At 55.1% G+C, this 18,710-nt stretch carries 14 protein-coding genes; 5 read left to right on the top strand and 9 right to left on the bottom strand.

All coding sequences use genetic code 11. The features are described from left to right. The first annotated feature begins 34 nt into the window (after window positions 1–34). From purD to FFI90_RS09605, 3 genes are all read left to right on the top strand, one after another. Window positions 35–1,321 carry a phosphoribosylamine--glycine ligase gene (gene purD / locus FFI90_RS09615; protein ID WP_144777802.1) on the top strand — a complete coding sequence of 429 codons (1,287 nt, stop codon included), beginning with the start codon at window positions 35–37 and terminating at the stop codon, window positions 1,319–1,321. Between the two features lie 107 nt (window positions 1,322–1,428). Further along, on the top strand, window positions 1,429–2,376 hold the full coding sequence (locus FFI90_RS09610) for an alpha/beta fold hydrolase (RefSeq protein ID WP_144777801.1): 948 nt from the start codon (window positions 1,429–1,431) through the stop codon (window positions 2,374–2,376). Between the two features lie 101 nt (window positions 2,377–2,477). After that, window positions 2,478–4,058 carry a cation:proton antiporter family protein gene (locus tag FFI90_RS09605; RefSeq protein WP_144777800.1) on the top strand — a complete coding sequence of 527 codons (1,581 nt, stop codon included), beginning with the start codon at window positions 2,478–2,480 and terminating at the stop codon, window positions 4,056–4,058. 2 nt (window positions 4,059–4,060) lie between these two features. Here FFI90_RS09605 and senA read toward each other — a convergent pair whose 3' ends face one another. After that, entirely contained in the window at window positions 4,061–5,413 is a 1,353-nt protein-coding gene (gene senA / locus FFI90_RS09600; RefSeq protein WP_144777799.1) for a selenoneine synthase SenA, read from the bottom strand. 49 nt (window positions 5,414–5,462) lie between these two features. Then, a complete protein-coding gene (locus tag FFI90_RS09595) occupies window positions 5,463–7,316 on the bottom strand; it encodes an SLC13 family permease (protein ID WP_144777798.1) in 1,854 nt (617 codons plus the stop codon). Window positions 7,317–7,674: 358 nt separating this feature from the next. On the opposite strand from FFI90_RS09595, the gene FFI90_RS09590 reads away from it, so the two are divergent. Next, window positions 7,675–9,066, top strand: a complete 1,392-nt coding sequence (locus FFI90_RS09590; RefSeq protein ID WP_144777797.1) for a sigma-54-dependent transcriptional regulator — start codon at window positions 7,675–7,677, stop codon at window positions 9,064–9,066. Continuing rightward, a complete protein-coding gene (locus tag FFI90_RS09585; protein WP_144777796.1) occupies window positions 9,063–10,124 on the top strand; it encodes a transporter in 1,062 nt (353 codons plus the stop codon). The genes FFI90_RS09590 and FFI90_RS09585 overlap by 4 nt, the downstream gene beginning before the upstream one ends. A gap of 28 nt (window positions 10,125–10,152) precedes the next feature. Here FFI90_RS09585 and FFI90_RS09580 read toward each other — a convergent pair whose 3' ends face one another. The 7 genes from FFI90_RS09580 to dauA form a co-directional block, all read right to left on the bottom strand. Continuing rightward, window positions 10,153–10,584: a hypothetical protein gene (locus FFI90_RS09580; RefSeq protein ID WP_144777795.1), complete on the bottom strand. Its 432-nt coding sequence runs from the start codon at window positions 10,582–10,584 to the stop codon at window positions 10,153–10,155. A 64-nt stretch (window positions 10,585–10,648) separates the two neighbouring features. Further along, window positions 10,649–11,341, bottom strand: coding sequence for a C39 family peptidase (locus FFI90_RS09575; RefSeq protein ID WP_246123470.1), 693 nt, complete (start codon window positions 11,339–11,341; stop codon window positions 10,649–10,651). 13 nt (window positions 11,342–11,354) lie between these two features. Beyond that, window positions 11,355–11,705 carry a hypothetical protein gene (locus FFI90_RS09570; protein WP_144777794.1) on the bottom strand — a complete coding sequence of 117 codons (351 nt, stop codon included), beginning with the start codon at window positions 11,703–11,705 and terminating at the stop codon, window positions 11,355–11,357. A 53-nt stretch (window positions 11,706–11,758) separates the two neighbouring features. Further along, window positions 11,759–12,775, bottom strand: coding sequence for a hypothetical protein (locus tag FFI90_RS09565; protein ID WP_144777793.1), 1,017 nt, complete (start codon window positions 12,773–12,775; stop codon window positions 11,759–11,761). A gap of 380 nt (window positions 12,776–13,155) precedes the next feature. After that, the gene (locus FFI90_RS09560; RefSeq protein WP_144777792.1) at window positions 13,156–14,748 is read right to left on the bottom strand and encodes an isocitrate lyase; all 1,593 of its coding nucleotides are present in this window, start codon (window positions 14,746–14,748) and stop codon (window positions 13,156–13,158) included. Window positions 14,749–14,951: 203 nt separating this feature from the next. After that, a complete protein-coding gene (locus tag FFI90_RS09555) occupies window positions 14,952–16,898 on the bottom strand; it encodes a CASTOR/POLLUX-related putative ion channel (RefSeq protein ID WP_144778309.1) in 1,947 nt (648 codons plus the stop codon). Between the two features lie 14 nt (window positions 16,899–16,912). After that, a complete protein-coding gene (dauA, locus tag FFI90_RS09550) occupies window positions 16,913–18,682 on the bottom strand; it encodes a C4-dicarboxylic acid transporter DauA (protein ID WP_144777791.1) in 1,770 nt (589 codons plus the stop codon). Between the last annotated feature and the right edge of the window lie 28 nt (window positions 18,683–18,710).

Below are 18,710 nucleotides of genomic sequence, written 5' to 3'. Positions count from 1 at the left end.
TACGACACTTTGTAAACGTATAGGGTAGCGAGATATGAACATTCTGGTAATCGGCAGCGGTGGGCGCGAGCACGCACTGGCCTGGAAGGCGGCACAGTCTCCGGAGGCAGATACAGTTTTCGTAGCACCAGGCAACGCCGGAACCGCCCGCGAGCCGGGCGTTAAGAACATCAGTATTGACGTGCTGGATCTTGAAGGCCTGGCCAAATTTGCCACTGAGAACAACGTCGGCCTTACCATCGTTGGCCCCGAAGCACCTTTGGTGGCGGGCATAGTGGATCTCTTTGAAGAACGTGGCCTGCGCGTATTCGGCCCTAGCGCCGGCGCGGCGCAACTGGAAGGCTCCAAGGCGTTCACCAAGGATTTCCTTGCCCGCCAGAATATTCCTTCTGCTGCCTACGGCAATTTCACTGACGTAGACGAAGCCTTGGCTTACGTTCGCAAACAGGGTGCGCCCATTGTCGTCAAGGCAGACGGCCTGGCCGCAGGCAAGGGCGTGATCGTAGCCATGACTCTGGAAGAGGCTGAGAATGCCGTCCGCGACATGCTGGCAGGCAACGCTTTTGGCGACGCCGGCAGCCGTGTTGTTGTTGAAGAGTTCCTCGACGGAGAAGAAGCCAGCTTTATTGTGATGGTGGATGGTGAGCATGTGCTTCCCATGGCCACCTCTCAAGATCATAAGCGCGTAGGCGATGGTGATACTGGCCCGAACACCGGCGGCATGGGGGCCTACTCTCCTGCCCCTGTGGTAACCGCTGATGTACACGAGCGCATCATGAATGAAGTCATTTACCCGACGGTTCGTGGCATGGCAGCCGAAGGCCATCCCTACAAGGGGTTCCTGTATGCAGGCCTGATGATTGACACCTCTGGAGCACCCAGGGTTATCGAGTTCAACTGCCGCTTTGGCGACCCGGAAACCCAGCCCATCCTGCTGCGTATGAAGTCCGACATAGTTGAGCTCTGCCAGGCCGCCATCGACGCCAATCTGGACCAGTGCAGTTCCGATTGGGACGAGCGCGCCGCGGTAGGTATTGTTCTGGCAGCGGGGGGCTATCCCGGCAGCTATAACAAAGGCGACGCCATTTCCGGCCTGCCGGAAACCGACATTGAGGGCGAGAAGGCATTCCACGCGGGAACCACCCTTACCGGCAACCAGGTAGTCACCAGTGGCGGTCGGGTACTCTGTGCAACCGCACTGGGCAACACCGTGACTGAAGCCCAGCAACGGGCTTATAAGCTCGCTGAAAAAATACGCTGGGATGGCGCATTTTACCGCAACGACATTGCGTATCGTGCCATCGCACGGGAAAAATCGTAGCGACGCTCTGCAAGCTAAAGCCCGGCCAATGACCGGGCTTTTTTATAGGGTAAGGTGAGTGCATTCACCCAATGGGTGTAAAAAACAAACAGCCAGGAACCGCCCCAATGCTGCAGAAATTCCCCTTCACCGCCGCTTTTCTACTTGTATGCATGCTGCTTGTAAGCGCGTGCTCACGCCATGCCATATACGAAACCGCCATTAACCTTGAGCGCTCCGCTGCCGGGCTTGAAGCTGCCCAAATTACGGTGGGCGAACTGGACATCGCTTACCTGCGGAACTCAGAAGCCAACAATGGAGACACGATTGTTCTGGTTCATGGGTTTGGAGCCAACAAGGATAACTGGACTCGTATCGCGCGGGAGCTCACCGATGATTTCAACGTGTATGCCATAGACCTCCCGGGCCACGGCGAGAGCAGCAAACCGCTGGACCTGGGTTACAGGCTGGAGGAGCAGGTTGGCCATCTTGATCGCATTCTCGAGGCACTGGGCATAAACGGCATGCATATGATGGGCAACTCCATGGGCGGCGGCATTACCGCACTCTACGCTGCCACCTACCCCAACAAGATCAAAACGGCTGTTCTGTTCGATCCTGCGGGCATTCTCGATTATGAAAACGAGATGGTCGATATGGTCCTCGCTGGTGACAACCCCCTGATTCCCAGCAAACCTGGTGACTTCAAGCGTTTGATGGACTTTGCAATGGAAGAGCAGCCCTTCGTTCCCTGGCCGATCTTGAGTGTTATGGAAGAAAAAGCCATCGCCAATCAGAAGGTGAACAAAGTGATCTTTGCCGCCATAAAGGAAGTCGGCTTCACATCGGATTTCCGCAACACCATCAAGCGCACCCAAGTCCCCGTCCTCATCGTCTGGGGTAAAGAGGACCGCATACTTGACTACCGCAACGGAGAAGCCTTTCTGGAGGCAATTCCCGGAGCCCGACTGGAGATCCTGGAAGGGATTGGCCACGCACCGATGATTGAGGCGCCGGAAGAATCGGCCCATCTGTTCCTTGAGTTTGCCAAAACCCACAGATCAAAAGCCGGGTAAGGAGAACTTGAACGAAGTTCTGTTGTTATCGACTTCAACGGTCAGATAAAACAAGGTAGCCTTGAAAGGAATGTGACCCGCTACCCCTGAAAGAATCTCTCATGCCTGAAGCTATCTGGATTTCTTTGGCGTTTGCCCTTGGCTTGGTGATCAAGACCATTGGTTTGCCGCCGTTAATCGGTTACCTGGGCGCGGGTTTCGTTCTCAGCGCTATTGCGGCCAACCCATCCATTCCTATCTATCCCGAACCTACAGCGGCACTCGCCCACATCGCGCACCTGGGTGTTCTGCTCATGCTTTTTACTGTAGGCCTGAAGCTCAAACTGAGATCGATTATCAGCCCGGAAGTGATCGGCGGCAGCCTGTTACACTTTGGCATCACCTGCCTGGTGTTTACGCCCGGTCTTTACCTGCTATTGGATATCACCTGGTACGTGGCCTTCATGCTGGCCGTTGCCCTGTCGTTCTCATCTACCGTGCTGGCCGCAAAGGTGCTGGAAAACAAGCGCGAGCTCAGAGCCTTCCACGGTCGGGTATCCATCGGCATCCTGATCATTCAGGACCTGATTGCACTGCTTGTCATGAGTCTGGCAGCCGGCCAGACGCCTTCGCAGTGGGCACTGATCGTATTCGGTCTGCCACTGCTACGGCCACTGTTGTACAAGCTGCTGGATGCCAGTGGCCATGACGAATTGCTGGTTCTGCTGGGCATGTTGCTGGCACTGGTTATTGGCGGCATGGGTTTTGAAGCGGTCGGGCTCAGTTCGGAACTCGGCGCCCTGATCTTCGGCGCCATTCTTGCTAACCACCCCCGCAGTCAGGAGTTGGCAAAATCTCTGTGGAGCGTGAAGGAAATCTTTCTGGTTGGCTTTTTTTTGCAGATTGGCATAGGTGGCCTGCCCGATACCAATGCCATCATCTTTGCCGTAGTAGCTGCGCTGGTACTGCCCCTCAAGGGGATTCTGTTCTTCTTCCTGATGTTGCTGTTCCGCCTGCGCGCCCGCAGCGGTTTTCTCACCTCGCTGGCGCTCACCAACTACAGTGAGTTCGGACTGATTGTCGCCAGCATTGCGCTGCCCGAATGGCTGGTGCCTCTGGCGATTACGGTCGCGCTATCCTTTCTGGTTTCCGCTCCGCTAAACCGGGTCGCACACCCACTATATGAACGCTTGAGCCACCGTCTTGTACGCTTCGAAAGTCACAGACGGCACCCCGATGAGCTACCCGTTTCCCTTGGCGATACCCGCGTTCTGGTGATGGGAATGGGGCGAACCGGCACGGCGGCATATGATTGGTTGCAAACCTCAGAAGCAAGACTGATGGCACTGGATTCTGACTTGCCAAAGGTTGCACGGCACCAGGCCCTGGGGCGCAACGTTGTCTATGCTGATGCCGAAGACAACACCTTCTGGGAAGCGCTCCACATGCCATCCGTGGAAGCAGTTATTCTTGCCATGAGTGATATAGAAGCGAAACTGATCGCAGCAAGAATGCTGCGAAAACTGGGTTTTACCGGCTACATTGTCGCCCACACCATGTACGCCGATGAAGCCGAGCGCATTCGTGAAGCGGGCGCCGACGATGCTTACCTGACCATGAGCGAAACCGGCGTGGCTCTGGCTAGCCACCTTCTCGACGAGATTCCGGCAATACCGGAACTGGCGTCTGAAAAAGCCAGCTGAACTCAGCTACCGGTCAAAGCGCAAGTTCGGAACCCGGTGTAAACGTCATTTCTTTGGGGCAGATAAGCCTGCCGATAAGTGCCACGGATCAGACTGGACGAGGTCGCGCAGCTGCCTCCGCGGCTGACCTTGTGATCACCGAACTGAAGCGTGGACATGAACGGATACATGTCTATGCAAAAGCCATCGTAGGGGAAAAACTGACTGCTGGTCCATTCCCATACCGTGCCGATCATCTGCCGGCAACCGAAAGGGCTATCGCCCGCCGGGTAATCAGAAACCGGGTTCTGGGCCATTCCGTTGGCGTTCATATCGGCGTGATTGGGCTCTGGCGACTGATTACCCCATGGATACCTCTGAAGTGGATCACCCTTGCGGTTAGCAAGCGCCGCAACCTCCCATTCCTGCTCGGTAGGTAGCCGCCGCCCCGCCCAGTAACTATAGGCTTCGGCCTCCCAGTAGCTGACGTGGATTACCGGTGCATCCGGATTCAATGGCTGCCATTGGTCGAATAGTTTTTCCTGCCACTGACCATCGTGCCTGCGCCAATATAACGGGTGCCGCGGCGCCATCATTCTGGGCTCCACTTCCCCGTGAACCAACGCTACGTCAGTTTCTGTTCTGAGCCATTTCTGGCCTCCAAAAGACCACAGCTCGGGTTTTTGATAACCACCGCTCTCCACAAAGGCCATAAACTCCTGATTGCTGACCAGACACCGGGAAATCGCAAATTCATCCAGGCTCACTTCGTGCCGGGGCTTTTCATTGTCGAATGCAAAGTCGGCAGTCGCATACTGCGACGAGTCGCCTGGCATGCCAATCAGCCAGTGACCCGCGGGCACAACCGCATCCTGTTTCAGGAGATCGTTTGAAGAACCGGCGGCGGGGCGCGGGAAATTTGCCCCGGGGGGTGGAGCATAACCGACAGTCTGACGGCACCACACCAGCGATTCTATGTGCATGTTCTGATGAAATATGGCGTAGCGACAAAGGTAGAGTTCGCGATCGCTCAGTGGCCTTCGCTCAATGCGCTCCGCCATCTTGTCGTAGACATGATCGAAGTAGGCCAGAGTACTTTCAAGGCCGGGAAACAGATCACGGCGCCAGCGATCCTTGTGATCGATGTGAAACGAATCCCAGAGATCGTCCATAGCGGGGTCGAAGCTATCATCACCATCAAGAAGGTTGAAAACGAACACTTCATAGAAAAAAGCCGCATGCCCCATTTCCCAAAGCGGCGGATTGACGCCCGGGTGATAAGGAACATCCAGCTGCTGGTTATCCAGCGATGTGATGAACTCACGTGTTCGCCGCCGCGTCAAAGCAAGCTCCGCCAACAATTCAGCTTTCTGCATCGGCTTCGCCTCCATCACGATTCCTCACGTTTGGTTCATTCATATTTTATCAGGTCCAGACCAGCATGATCACAGGCACAGCAACAACCGTAACGATTGCGGTCAGGGGTAAGCCCAAGCGCCAATAATCACCAAATTCATAACCCCCAGGCTCCATAACAAGGGCGTTGGATTGATGACCAATGGGTGTCATGAAAGCGCAGGAGGCGCCAACCGCAACTGCCATCAATACTGCATCAGAGGGCATCTGCAGTTCACTGGCCAGGCTCAGGGCAATAGGCGCGACCACAATGGCCGCGGCTGCGTTATTTACTACGTTGGATAACAGCGCTGTGCCCACCAGTATCATCACAAGCACCGAAGCAACTGACAGGTTCTCACCCAGCACCAACATCTGAGAGGCTATCAGAGCTGCGCCTCCAGTGGTTTCCATGGCCTGGCCAACCGGTATCATGGCCGCCAGCAAAACGATCACCGACCAGTCAATTGCCTTGTAGGCCTCCGCCGCCGACATGAGGTTCACGAGTACCATGGCAACCGCCCCGGCCACCAGAGCAACGGGGGCTGAGAGCAGGCCTGTCACAATAACCGCAATACTGGCCAGAAAGATGCCGGTTGCCATCGCAGTGTTTCGGGTAGAGCCCAGTCGCAACCCTCGCTCAGCCAGCGGCAGACAGCCAAGCTCTGCCAGGGTGCCGCTGAGGGAGTCTTCAAAGCCCTGAACCAGCAATATATCACCGGCATTGAACCTTATATCGCCAAGGCGTCGCTTTAGCCGGTAACCCAGCCGTGCCACGGCAACAATGTTGAGCTGGTTTCGCTCCCGCAACTTCAGCCGGTTAGCGGTCTGTCCTACCAAAGAAGACTCTGGAGCAATAACCGCTTCCACCAGGAACAGCTCGCCTTTTGCTATACGGGCTGAAGCATCGTCGTTGTCTTTGCCATCGCTCTCACTGGCGCCGTTAATGCTGTCTTCTTCGCTTGTTTCATTTTCGTTTGTTTCTTCATCTTCAGCTGCCTGATGGGCCAGCTCAAGCTTCGTTTTATCGAGAAACACCTGCAAGCTGGAAGTATCGGCTTCAACCAGCAGCAAATCCCCCTCACGCAGAATTTGATAGGTGGAAGGAACAGCCTGTAACTTCTCGTCGCGAATCAGTGCCAGGACAACAATATCTGCTTCGTCTCCCGCGATAGCCAGTAGGTTGTGCAAGGTGGCGCCTGCATGGACTGAATCCTTTGGCAGGCGAAGTTCCGTCAGATATTCGCCAACACTGAACAGCTTCGCATCGGCCGAATTCTGTTCACGGCGGGGCGTTAAACGCCAACCGACCAGCGTAATGAAAACTATTCCAGCGAGCGTAATGGCTACGCCGACCGGCGCAAAATCGAACAACCCAAAGGTGCCGCCTTCACGATAGGAGGCAATGATGATATTCGGTGGCGTGCCTATAAGCGTCATGGTGCCGCCAAGCAAAGACCCGAACGCCAAGGGCATCAACAGCATTGAAGGCGAGCGCCCCGCTTCCCGCGACATCCAGATTGCGACCGGCATCAGCAACGCCAGCGCACCCACGTTGTTGATAAAGGCGGAGCAAAGAGCCACCACGCTGGTCAGCGTGAGCACCTGAAGCGTAGGCCGGTGACCAATCTTCCCGAGCAGGCGCGCAATATTGTCCACCACGCCACCATTCACCAGCCCCTGACTGATTACCAGAACAGCAGCCACGGTAATCACGGCGGGATGACCAAAGCCGGCAAACAGTTCTTCCGTTGGCACCAGCCCGGTAATGGCGACCGCCAGCAAGGCGAGCATGGCTACCACATCAAACCGCACGCGGTTCCATACAAACATGGCAAGGGTGATTCCGAGCACCGCAAATACAATGCCTTGCTCGATACTCAAGGGCAGTCTCCTGTTCTTTAATCAGGTAACAGAATATAGCAAAGCCAAGACAAAGTAGTGCAAGTGCGCGCTCTCAGGTCAATACAACAGGCACCCTGAAAACGTCAGCCTTCTATACAGTTTTGTGTCGCGAAAAATACATGCAATTCGCAGGTAACTGTATAACCGTATCTATATGCCGTCTGGTACAGATCCTGCACACAGAATAGCAAACCAAAATGATACTCTTGGCTGTATAGAGCAGCCATGGTGGGCCAAACAGGGCAGTGGCCGGGCTCTTCGCAGTACCGGTTAAGCAACGTAATCCTGAGCGGCTGGCAGTCCCATTTCCGAGGCACAACTCCTGTGGAGGTTTGCCATGATGGAAAAGCGACCGCTTGTTTGGTTGTCAGCGGCAAATAGCAACAACAGCATACGAAAGGAACTGGAAGCAAACTGGAATCTGATCGATTTCAATCTTGATGAGCCGGTACCCCTTTTTACTCACGTTCCGGATGAGGCCCGAGTTGGCGTACTGGAACTCCCAAACCTCTCACAAGACAGCACGCCCTGGCCGGACAGCTGGCTCGAAATGCTTGATCTGAGCTACTGGGTCGCTATCGCGCCCCAGCAACCTCTCAGCGGAACGCGCGCTGCAAGACTCATCGTGCGCTACTGTTCCGATTTTCATACATTGCCTGTGGACTATAAGCGCCTCAGTACAGTGCTCGGGCACTTGTGGGGTATGGCGACGATTCTGGAGCCTGCCGGCAGCCTTGTTAACGATGATTACCAGAATCTCGCTTTATTGGGGGACTCTCAGCCCATCCAACATGTTCGCAATTTGCTCCGTCGTTTTTCGAAAACCCTGGAACCGGTGTTAATTTCCGGTGAGAGCAGCACCGGGAAGGAGGCGGCTGCCCGCTTCCTTCATTCGCACTCGGCCCGCGGAGCAGGCCCCCTGGTTATCATTAACTGCGCAGCCTTGCCCATCACACTCACCCAGAGCGAGCTGTTCGGGCATGAAAGAGGAGCCTTCACCAGCGCTCTGAGTTCGCGCCAGGGACGGCTTGAACAGGCGAATGGCGGCTCGGTAGTATTCTCCGGCATCAATGAACTTCAGCTCGAACAACAGTCTGCACTCCTGCGGTTTCTTCAAGAAAGTCTGGTTGAGCGAGTGGGCGGTAGCGCCCAGATACCGGTTGACTGCAGAGTTATTACAACCACGAGCGAGCCCTTGGCGGACCTTATTGACCTCGGGCGATTTCGAAGTGATGTTTACTTCCGGCTTGGCAGTCTTGAAGTAAAGCTCCCTACTTTAAAAGACCGGCGGGAGGATATACCGATCCTTGCCCGCTCACTGCTGGAAGCAACGTGTCAGGGAGCAGAGCCAAAACAGCTTAGCAGAGGGGCTAATCAGAGCCTGCTAAACCACTCTTGGCCCGGCAACCTCCAGGAATTACAGAACCGCCTGCGACAGGGGTGGTTGCTAAGCGACCGGCCTGTTATCGAAGCGTCAGATCTCGGGCTCTCCCTGCCCGTCCCAGGTTCTGATGCAGCCGCTAATCTCAGCCTCAAAGAGTTTCGGGCCCGGGCCGAGAGGCAGGCGCTGCGGTGCAGCCTCAGGCTGGCAAACCACAACATGTCTGAGGCTGCCAGACTCCTCAACATATCGAGGGTGTCACTGTACCGACTTATGGAGAAGTACGACCCACGTCCGCATAACCGACCTACGCGACAACGGCCTCACCGAAAGGGGGAATTAACATGAACATCCAAGCTCGACTCCTACTCACCCTATGCGTTAGCCTGGCTCCCGTAACGAGCATCGCAAAACCTGAAAACAATGAGGAGGGCCTCGCATCCGCCCAAGCAGAGGAATATAAAGAGCAAGCCTCGGATATTGCCTCCATTACCTCCGACCGGGGCATTGTCACCCAACCCGGCCGATTCACCATTGAACCCTCATTTTCTCACGCCCACAGTAACGCAACGCAGGTCGCGGTGGAGGGCTACACCGTGATTCCTGCGCTGCTGATAGGGTTGATAAATATTTCAGAAGTCCAGAGGGATATTTTTGTCGGGGCCCTGTCTCTTAAATACGGTTTTACCAGTAGATTTGAAGCCGCTTTGCGGGTGCCTTACCTGAGCATCCAGGAGGACCTTCGGGAACGACAGGCATTTGAAGGAACCCCGGTAGATACACTGCGAGAGTCTTCAGGAGAAGGCCTGGGCGACGTGGAGCTGTCCGTACGCTACCAACTCAATGACGGCCTGGAGGGCTGGCCTTATGTCATTGGCTCCTTACGGGTAAAAGCGCCGACTGGGGACAGCCCATACGACGTCGATCAACAGGTTATTAACGATAGCCAGGGCAACCCTATCGGAATTGAGCTTGAAGAACGACCAACAGGCTCAGGATTCTGGTCCTTCGAGCCGGGTGTGTCATTCATCTACCCGTCGGACCCTGCAGTTCTCTATGGCAACCTCAGCTATGTTTTTACTTTGAAGGACGAAAAGGGCTTTGAGAACGGTAATACGGTTGATCCGGGCGATGTAATCAGGTTCGGTTTTGGTATGGGTTTCGCCTTTAATGAACGGACGTCTTTCAGCCTCGGCTATGATCACTCGGTTATCCGAAAGACCACTTTCGAACGCGACATAGACCTGTTCAGCGCTAACTTTGACAGCATCCAGATCGGTTCATTGGCATTCGGGCTCTCTCAGCGGCTAACACGCAGCACAACGCTGAGCCTTACCGTCAATGTCGGGGTAACAGAGAATGCTCCGAACACTGAGATCACCCTGAAACTGCCGATCAGTCTCTAGGACCTTGCGGGCGTTTACACTCAGATGATCAATGCCCAAGAAACTGTAGGATGGGTGCCCGCAGGTTATCGGGCATACGATAGCCTGCCCCCAGATTGTTCAGTTCAATATTCAGTTGTCGCGCATTCTGGATAACGGAGCTATTCAGGTCATTCTGGATCAGCGTCATCCACCCGCCATCGTTTGCGGTGGCTGAGACAAGTGCCTGCCCGTTCTGCCCGGAGTTGATGATACCAAGCACAGTCTCCACCTTATGAGGCATAGCCTTACCGCTGACCAACTGATTCAGGTTCGGGATGGTCAGGCGATTGATCGCCAGGGTTTCGCCGTTCACCGAAACCACTTGCTCAAGCCCGATCGAAATCTCCAGATTGTCCAGACTGAAACCGCCCCTGTGTGTGGCAAGCTCATCGTCGCTCAGAGCCGGAGCTGAAAATATTCCATCGGCCAATGCGGGCATTCCCGCAATTCCTAGAGCAACGACCAGTCCTGTAATTGCACATCGCGGAAGGCTAACCATGGCGTTACCACTCCCTTGTTGATGGCCAATATGGCAGCGTATGACCGAGTGATGGTCCTTCCTGTCCTTTGAAAAGCGGTGCCCGGACAATCTGCGGCCAGTTTCCATCGGTAAGGAACTTGCTACGCCCCTGCGGTATATCGCTGCGAATAACAAAGGCTGCGCCATTCCAGTAGTCTTCAAACTCCACTCTGGAATAGGCTTTCAGTCCGCGAGCGGGGTCGCCAACAAACACCTCATTCTCACTGACCCCCTTGATGACAACAAAGTGTCGGAAACCGTTCAGATTCAAAAGCACAATGACCGGCAGGCGAACCTTGTCCCGCAATCCCGTCAGCGGCATGCGGAAACCATCAGCCTGATACCCTTCAGATTCCAGAAACCGTTTCATATCCAGCATGGAGAAGCCTTCCCTGCGAACCTTTTCCGGATCTGCCAAAGAGAACATTCCGGAGAAAACTTCCTGCTCCGTGACCTCGTGATCGTAATGGTAGGTCAGTAGCGATGCGATCGCGGCAGAACCACAGCTGAAGTCGTATTGCTGCTGCATAACCGAGCTGAAACGCTGTTCCTTGAAACTGCGAACCTCCACCTGAAGCCCGCCACTCAGCCCCGGCAACATGACGGTACCCGCAAACGCAGTGGACCAGAGCATCGCAACGCCCGCTATTGATATAACAAGCCTTCGCTTCACCATGGCCCACCTCCTGTCAGCGATTGATAAGAATGTTGACCTGAGTGCTATCCTGAATCACCACCTGGTTACCGGTGTTCTGGATGACCGTCGCAATACCACTCATATTCCCGAATGCCTGGTCCGAGATCATGTTGTTGCCGGTCATTGAAGGACCCGACAACGTATTTCCTGTAACCACCGCGCTCTGTTGATTGTCATTGAGCTGCACCTGGACAGGAACCCCCTGGCGACCGCTGGATTGCTCCAGCTGATCCGCAGTCATCGGGGGCTGATTCATCCATTCTTCGGCGGCCGTTGTTGCAGCTGGCCCCATGACAGCGAATAAACAGGCGACCCTCAGGATCCTTCTGATGACGTTAGTCATGACACGCCTCCCGGCAGGAACCGGGCCACACCCTGAGGTGCGGCCCGCCTTGCTCACTGGGTGCCGCCACCACCTGCGGACAGGTTGGACATAACACTCACGTTGGCCTGGGTAACACTACCCACGCCGGCGTTTTGGGCAAAGGCGCCAACACCCGTGAAGTTGGCAGAACCTCCGGAGATCTCGTTGGAAGCACTGACATTGGTGTAGGAATAGTCACCGTTGGCATCGCCATAGGTCACAGTGCTTCCACTGACAGTGCCATCAAGATCAGCATCGTTCATGAACACCTCCAGCGAGACATTCAGCTCTGTAACACTGTTGTCAGAGGCGTCACTGCTGTCGCTGTTGTAGGAGTCCGTGGCGTTGGTGGAGTTATCTGAACTGTCGCTGTTACCACTGTCAGCGATCTTGAACGAATCGGTTACAGCGGTGCTGTTGTCAGAGTTATCGGAGTTGTCCGAATTATCCGAGTTGTCTGAATTATCCGAGTTATCAGAGTTGTCGGAGTTATCAGAGTTGTCCGAGTTGTCCGGATTGCCACTGTCGGCAATTTTGAACGCATCGTTCACATTTGTGCTGTTGTCTGAATTGTCCGAGTTGTCGGAGTTGTCGCTGTTATCGGAATTGTCAGAGTTGTCGGAGTTATCCGAGTTGTCAGACATATCGTTCCCACTGTCAGCAATCTTGAACGAATCGGCAACGTCCGTGCTGTTGTCCGAGCTGTCGGAATTATCCGAGTTGTCGGAGTTGTCGGAAGCGTCGGAATTATCCGAGTTGTTTGAAGCATCCGTATTGCCGCTGTCGGCAATCTTGAACGAATCAGCGACATCCGTGCTGTTGTCTGAGTTGTCCGAGTTATCAGAGCCATCCGAGTTATCGGAGCTATCGGTGTACGTGGAGTTGTCGTTCCCTGAATCGGTATTGCCCGACTGATCGTTGTTGGCAGTTGAGGTATTATCCGCATTGGTATTCGGATCCCCGTCTCCCCCCTGATCCGCAAAGGCGAAACCGGAAACACCCAGACTCATTGCAATGGCAGCTGCTAGCAATCCCTTCCTGGTTTTCATGATGTCGTTTCCTTTTAGGTTATTGGCTTTTAAGGGATCCGACCCAACCCGCTAGCCTTCGGGTAAGCCAAGGTCCAGACCCGCAAGACAAACGCTGCCATTCTCGTGCCAGAACAAGGCAGCAAAGGCTAAGCTTATATTTTTAATGAACTTTTAGAGTTTTACTGAAAGCAAACCAGCATTTGCGGAGGCAGGAACTGTTTCAGGGATGAAACAGTGTGGATGCCGAGAAAGTAGAGAATCGAAGGTTTGTGCCGCAGTTTCAGGCACATACATAAATCCGGCAGTGTAAAAAACAAAAACCCCGCAAACTGACTCCAGCTGCGGGGTTTTGTGCTCCCGGAACAAGTCCGGGAGCAGGAGCATTATCAGCCGTTCGATTAACCGAACTGATTCATGGTGTTGTCTGAACCGCCGGCCTTCAGCGCAGCATCACCTGCGAAGAATTCCTTGTGGTCGTCACCAATGTTGGAGCCAGCCATATCCTGGTGCTTAACAGTAGCAATTCCCTGGCGGATTTCTTCACGCTGTACGCCTTTAACGTATGCCAGCATTCCTTCTTCGCCGAAGTAGCCTTTGGCCAGGTTGTCGGTAGACAGGGCCGCAGTGTGATAAGTCGGCAGAGTGATCAGGTGGTGGAACACGCCGGCTTCACGGGCAGCATCACGCTGGAAATTGGCTGTCCACTCGTCGGCCAGCTTGCCCAGCTCGGTGCTGTCGTATTCTTGGCTCATCAGCTTGGCGCGGTCGTAGGCAGAAACGTCCTTGCCTTCTTCCTGCATTGCGTCGAATACCTGCTGACGGAAGTTCAGTGTCCAGTTAAAGGACGGGCTGTTGTTGTAAACCAGCTTGGCATCGGGAACGACTTCCTTGATGCGGTTTACCATGGCAGCGATCTGGCCAACGTGCGGCTTCTCGGTCTCAATCCACAGCATGTCAGCGCCGTTCTGCAGGCTGGTGATACAGTCCAGAACAACACGGTCTTCACCAGAACCTTCTTTGAACTGGAACAGGCCAGATGCCAGACGCTTGGGCTTAACCAGCTTGCCGTCCTGCTTGATCACAACGTCGCCGTTGTTGATATCCGCAGCGTTTTCGATCACGTCGCCGTCGATAAAGCTGTTGTACTGGTCACCCAGGTCACCTGGCTCATCAGTTACAGCGATTTGCTTGGTCAGGCCAGCTCCCAGCGAGTCCGTACGGGCAACGATAACACCGTCGTCAACACCCAGCTCAAGGAACGCCAGACGTACAGCATTGATCTTGGACAGGAAGTCTGCGTGAGGAACGGTTACTTTACCGTCCTGGTGGCCACACTGCTTCTCGTCAGACACCTGGTTCTCGATCTGGATGCAGCAAGCACCAGCTTCGATCATCTGCTTGGCCAGCAGGTAGGTGGCTTCGTCGTTACCGAAACCGGCATCGATGTCGGCGATGATCGGTACAACGTGAGTTTCGTGGTTGTCGATCTGCTTGATCAGTTCTGCTGCTTTGGCATCGTCGCCAGCTTTTTCAGCGGCTTCGAGATCGCGGAACAGGTGGTTCAGTTCCCATGCATCAGCCTGACGCAGGAACGTGTACAGCTCTTCGATCAGACCCGAAACGGCTGTCTTCTCGTGCATGGACTGGTCAGGCAGCGGACCGAATTCCGAACGCAGAGCAGCAACCATCCAGCCAGACAGGTACAGGTAACGACGCTTGGTGGAACCGAAGTGCTTCTTGATGGCAATCATCTTCTGCTGGCCGATAAAGCCGTGCCAGCAACCCAGGGACTGCGTGTACTGCGACGAGTCATTGTCGTAGTTCGCCATGTCTTCACGCATGATTTTTGCAGTGTACTTGGCGACATCCAGACCGGTCTTGAATTTGTTCTGGGCGCGCATACGTGCAGCGTGCTTGGGATTGATAGCGTTCCAGGTCGGGTTTTGCTTCAGGATGGAAGCAATGGTATCGACGTCTTTTGCGTAAGGCATGATCTCGATCCTTAGTGTGTTGATGAAGTGCATTAATGACAGAGGCCCGGGCACACTGCCAGGCTGCTTGACCGTATTGTCACGTACTCTAATTGCTCAGGATTTATAATTGAAATTTATATAATCTATTTTCAGCATTCCCCTTATGAATAGTGGTCGACAACCATTTTGCGGCGACTGAACAGCTTTACCCGAGCGGTGTCTCAGGACTGACACAACACCACCAGCCGGTCTCCGGCCTGCAACTCCAGGTATTCTCTGCGCGGAGGATTCATCAACAGATGCCTGCCACGAGCGTCGGCAGAAGCCCGGAAAACCCCAAGTGCCACTTCGCCTTCTTGAGCCAACACCTTTTCCAGTAGGTGAAAGTCCGTGCTCGCCGGTAGCGAATAGTCGTCAGGATCGCGAAACTGGATCTCAGCGCCGCCAACGGTAAACAGCTCGTCCAGTACCGCTCTGAGTTCCCGGCGCAACGCCACTTGAGCAAGTATATGACTGAGGATCATGGGGCTGATGAGCATTTCGCTCTGGTGGCCATAGAGCAGGTGGCGGTTGTCCGGATCGCTCAGCTCCATAATCAGCTGCGGGCGACCCGGCGCCTCAGCCAGTATGTCTTCAAGTTGCAGGTAGCCAACCATTGTCCGTGCATCGGCCTCTTCTCCAGAGGCCAACCGGTCGCTACTTAGCAATATAATGGTGTCGTAACCGGCGGGGTTGATCCGGCGCAATTCATCCTCAACCATGTAATCAGCTTCGATATGACTGTAGCCGTTGAGAAGTTTCCCGGCCGCATAGCGGCTAAGCGCATTCTCTCGTTCGGATACTGACACAACGGAAACAATATCCAGCACAGGCTGCCCGGGGCCATAACTTGCTACCTCAGCCATCAGGCTGGGCACCCTGCGATTCCACCCAAGCAATAGAATGCGATGGCCTGCAAGACCTTCTCCGCGCACAGAGCGTTTCGCTTCTCTACGATTTATCTTGGGTAGTGCCTGGGCTTTTGGATCCGCGTCCGTTTCGGAATAATCACGAGCCATCATAACAACCCGATCCTCCGCCTCTATAAGGGTCTCAGAGGGTGCCGCCAAACGAATATCCCAACTCTGTCCGTTGCTGCGAAGCAAGCCAAGAACGATCACGCTCGGGCGCTCGGCAGCGAGCTCTCCAAGGGAAAGGCCCGCTACCGATTCTCCACCACGAACGTAAATCTCATTACCTTCGCCCGCCGTGAGCAACTCGTTGTAGATTTCAGACAATCCCGGATGCAGCACGTTTTGCACCATCAGGCGGCTGATAGTGGCATTGCCTGCGACCACCTCAATAGGCCCGGGGTAGGCTCGCTCAACCACCGGAAGCTTACGGACATCCTGAATCTCTGCGACCACAAAAGGCAGTGGCGCTTGGTACTGCCTTGCCTGGGCCGCAATCGACAGCAGGGCTTTAACGGTTTCTACATCAGAGGTTATCAAGCTTCCTGCTTCGTAAACCGCACTGGGCACTATCACTGCAGCAGCATCAAGGCAGGCGACCCGATGCAAGGCATCCGGTTGAATGGCAGAGCCAGAGCGCAGGATAATCTGCCGGGCGCGGTGCCCAATACCAGGTTCATTACGCAGCTCATGGACCTGTTCCGCAGAGGCTTCTTCCGACAACACCACCAGGTTTAATCTCTGAGTGTCGTGTTTTTCCAGAAACCGTCGCATACGGCCAGATGAGCCCAGCAGTTCGGCAAGCAGCGGCAACGTCTGGCTGGTCCAACCCAGCACAACCACGTGTTTTTTCAGGGTAACGGGCGTCAGCCCACGCTCAAGTTCTGCCATTTTGGCAATCAGCCAGCGGGTAAGAATGGCCACCAGGGTACCCATGAACACCACATAACCGCTGATGGTCAGCAGCGTTGAGACAAAGCGCTGCCAGGTGCCCACGTCATCACCCAGATAGCCGGGGTCCGTGAGGCGCAGAAACGCCCACCAGACAGCAGATCCGGGGTCATCAAAATCGCCGCCCTGAGGCACCACCAGCAGTCCACCGATGAGTGAAATCAGGCCGATAAAAACACCCACCACCACCAACTGGAAGCCGGCACCTTTTACCAGCTGTCGCTCAACAACAAACTTCACTCGGTCGACTACACGAAAAGGCAGCATCGCGGGTTTTTTCATCAGTTTGCTCCGGTGGGCGTTGAGGGCGTGGTGTACTGCCGAGCCATGGATGGCAAAGGCAATGCCAGAGCTTCCTGCAGTGACGGCGAAAACTGCAGCACGCCTTCAATCGGCCCAAGGCCGCCGCGCGCCAGCGTGCGCTGAGGTTGGGACTGCAGGTCTGCAATAACAATACGGGTGCCGTCTCTCCTGCAGGTAGCGATCAGTTTGTTAAGCGACGACAGGCCGCCAGCATCAAGCACGGTAACGCCATCCATATACAGAATGAACCCGTCAACGTTCCGGGACAGCGCCGCAAGCTCACCAAAAATCCGGTCGGCGGCCGCAAAAAACAAAGGGCCATTGATTTTGAACACGCGCCAGCCCGCCGGCAGGTTTTCTTCGCTTACCCGTTTGCCGGTGGTGATATCGGTTACCTTGGTCATCTCCGCCATTTCGCGCATGAACAGCACGGCGGCCAACAGAATGCCGGTGGTGATGGCGATAACCATATCCAGGGCGACCGTCAGCGAGAAGCAGGTCAGAAAGACCCACACATCGCTGCGCGGCGCGGTCTTCAACAAGCGCACGGCCTTGGGCGCTTCGCTCATATTCCAGGCTACCATGATCAGCAGAGATGCCATGGCTGGCATGGGCAAGTAGGCCAGCACGCCGGCCAGTGATACCAAGGCCAACAGAACCACTACGGCATGAATCATGGCTGCAACTGGCGATTCCGCACCGGCACGGTAGTTTGCGGCAGACCGGGCTATGGCGGCCGTGGCGGTAATGCCCCCGAAAAACGGCACCACAATATTGCCGATTCCTTGCCCCATCAGTTCGCTGTTGGCGCTATGGCGTTTCCCGGTCATGCCGTCAAGCACTACGGCGCAAAGCAGAGATTCGATAGCGCCAAGCATGGCGATGGCGAAAGCCGCCGGTAAGAGTTCGCGCACCATGTTCCAGGAAAGCCCGATGGCCTCGCCACTGGCATTTGCCTGCTCCCAAGGCCAGGCAAACTCGGGGAGGAACGGCGGAATGCCTGCGCCCGTGCCACCGCCCGGCAGTAGATAGCTGAACCTCGACCCTATGGTATCCACCGCAGCGCCATTCGCGTTCAGCCACATCGCCAGCAAGCTTCCAATCACAACCGCCGGAAGGTGAGGTGGTATTGGCGTTTTCAGGCGCGGCCAGGTCAGCATGACCGCAAGCGTAACCACAGCAACCAGCGCGCTCATTGTATCCAGCGCGGGAAAGCTCTGTGCCAGCACCGCCAACTTGTCCCAGTAGTGCTCCGGCATCGTCTCAACAGGCAAACCAAAAAAATCTTTTACCTGCAGAGTTGCGATCACCACCGCAATACCGCCGGTAAACCCGAGGGTGACCGATTCTGGAATATATTCGATAAAGCGTCCCAGCCGCATGAGCGCCATGATAATCAGCAAAACACCAGACATCAGAGTCGCCAGCAACAGACCTCCGAGGCCATAGGTCTGGGCAATGGGGTAAAGAATAACGACAAAGGCTGCCGTGGGCCCGGAGACACTGAAGCGACTCCCCCCGGTCAGAGCGATAATAAAGCCAGCAATAAACGCCGTGTACAGGCCGTACTGGGGCGCCACACCGCTTGCAATCGCCAGGGCCATAGCCAGCGGTATTGCAATAATACCCACCGTAACGCCCGCCATGAGATCCCGCAGAAAGCGGCGGCTGTTGTAGGGCTGGTCAATGCAGGCTTCACGGAAAGCGTGGGCAATCCGCAACGAGAAAAGGTGGGCGCGATGGGACATAATGGCCTCGTGTCTGGGAATACTTACA

This window comes from Marinobacter maritimus (assembly GCF_007671675.1).
In the GTDB taxonomy this organism is placed as follows: Bacteria; Pseudomonadota; Gammaproteobacteria; order Pseudomonadales; family Oleiphilaceae; genus Marinobacter; species Marinobacter maritimus.
Note: the sequence above shows the minus strand (reverse complement) of the source record. Positions and strands in the feature narration are given on the sequence as shown.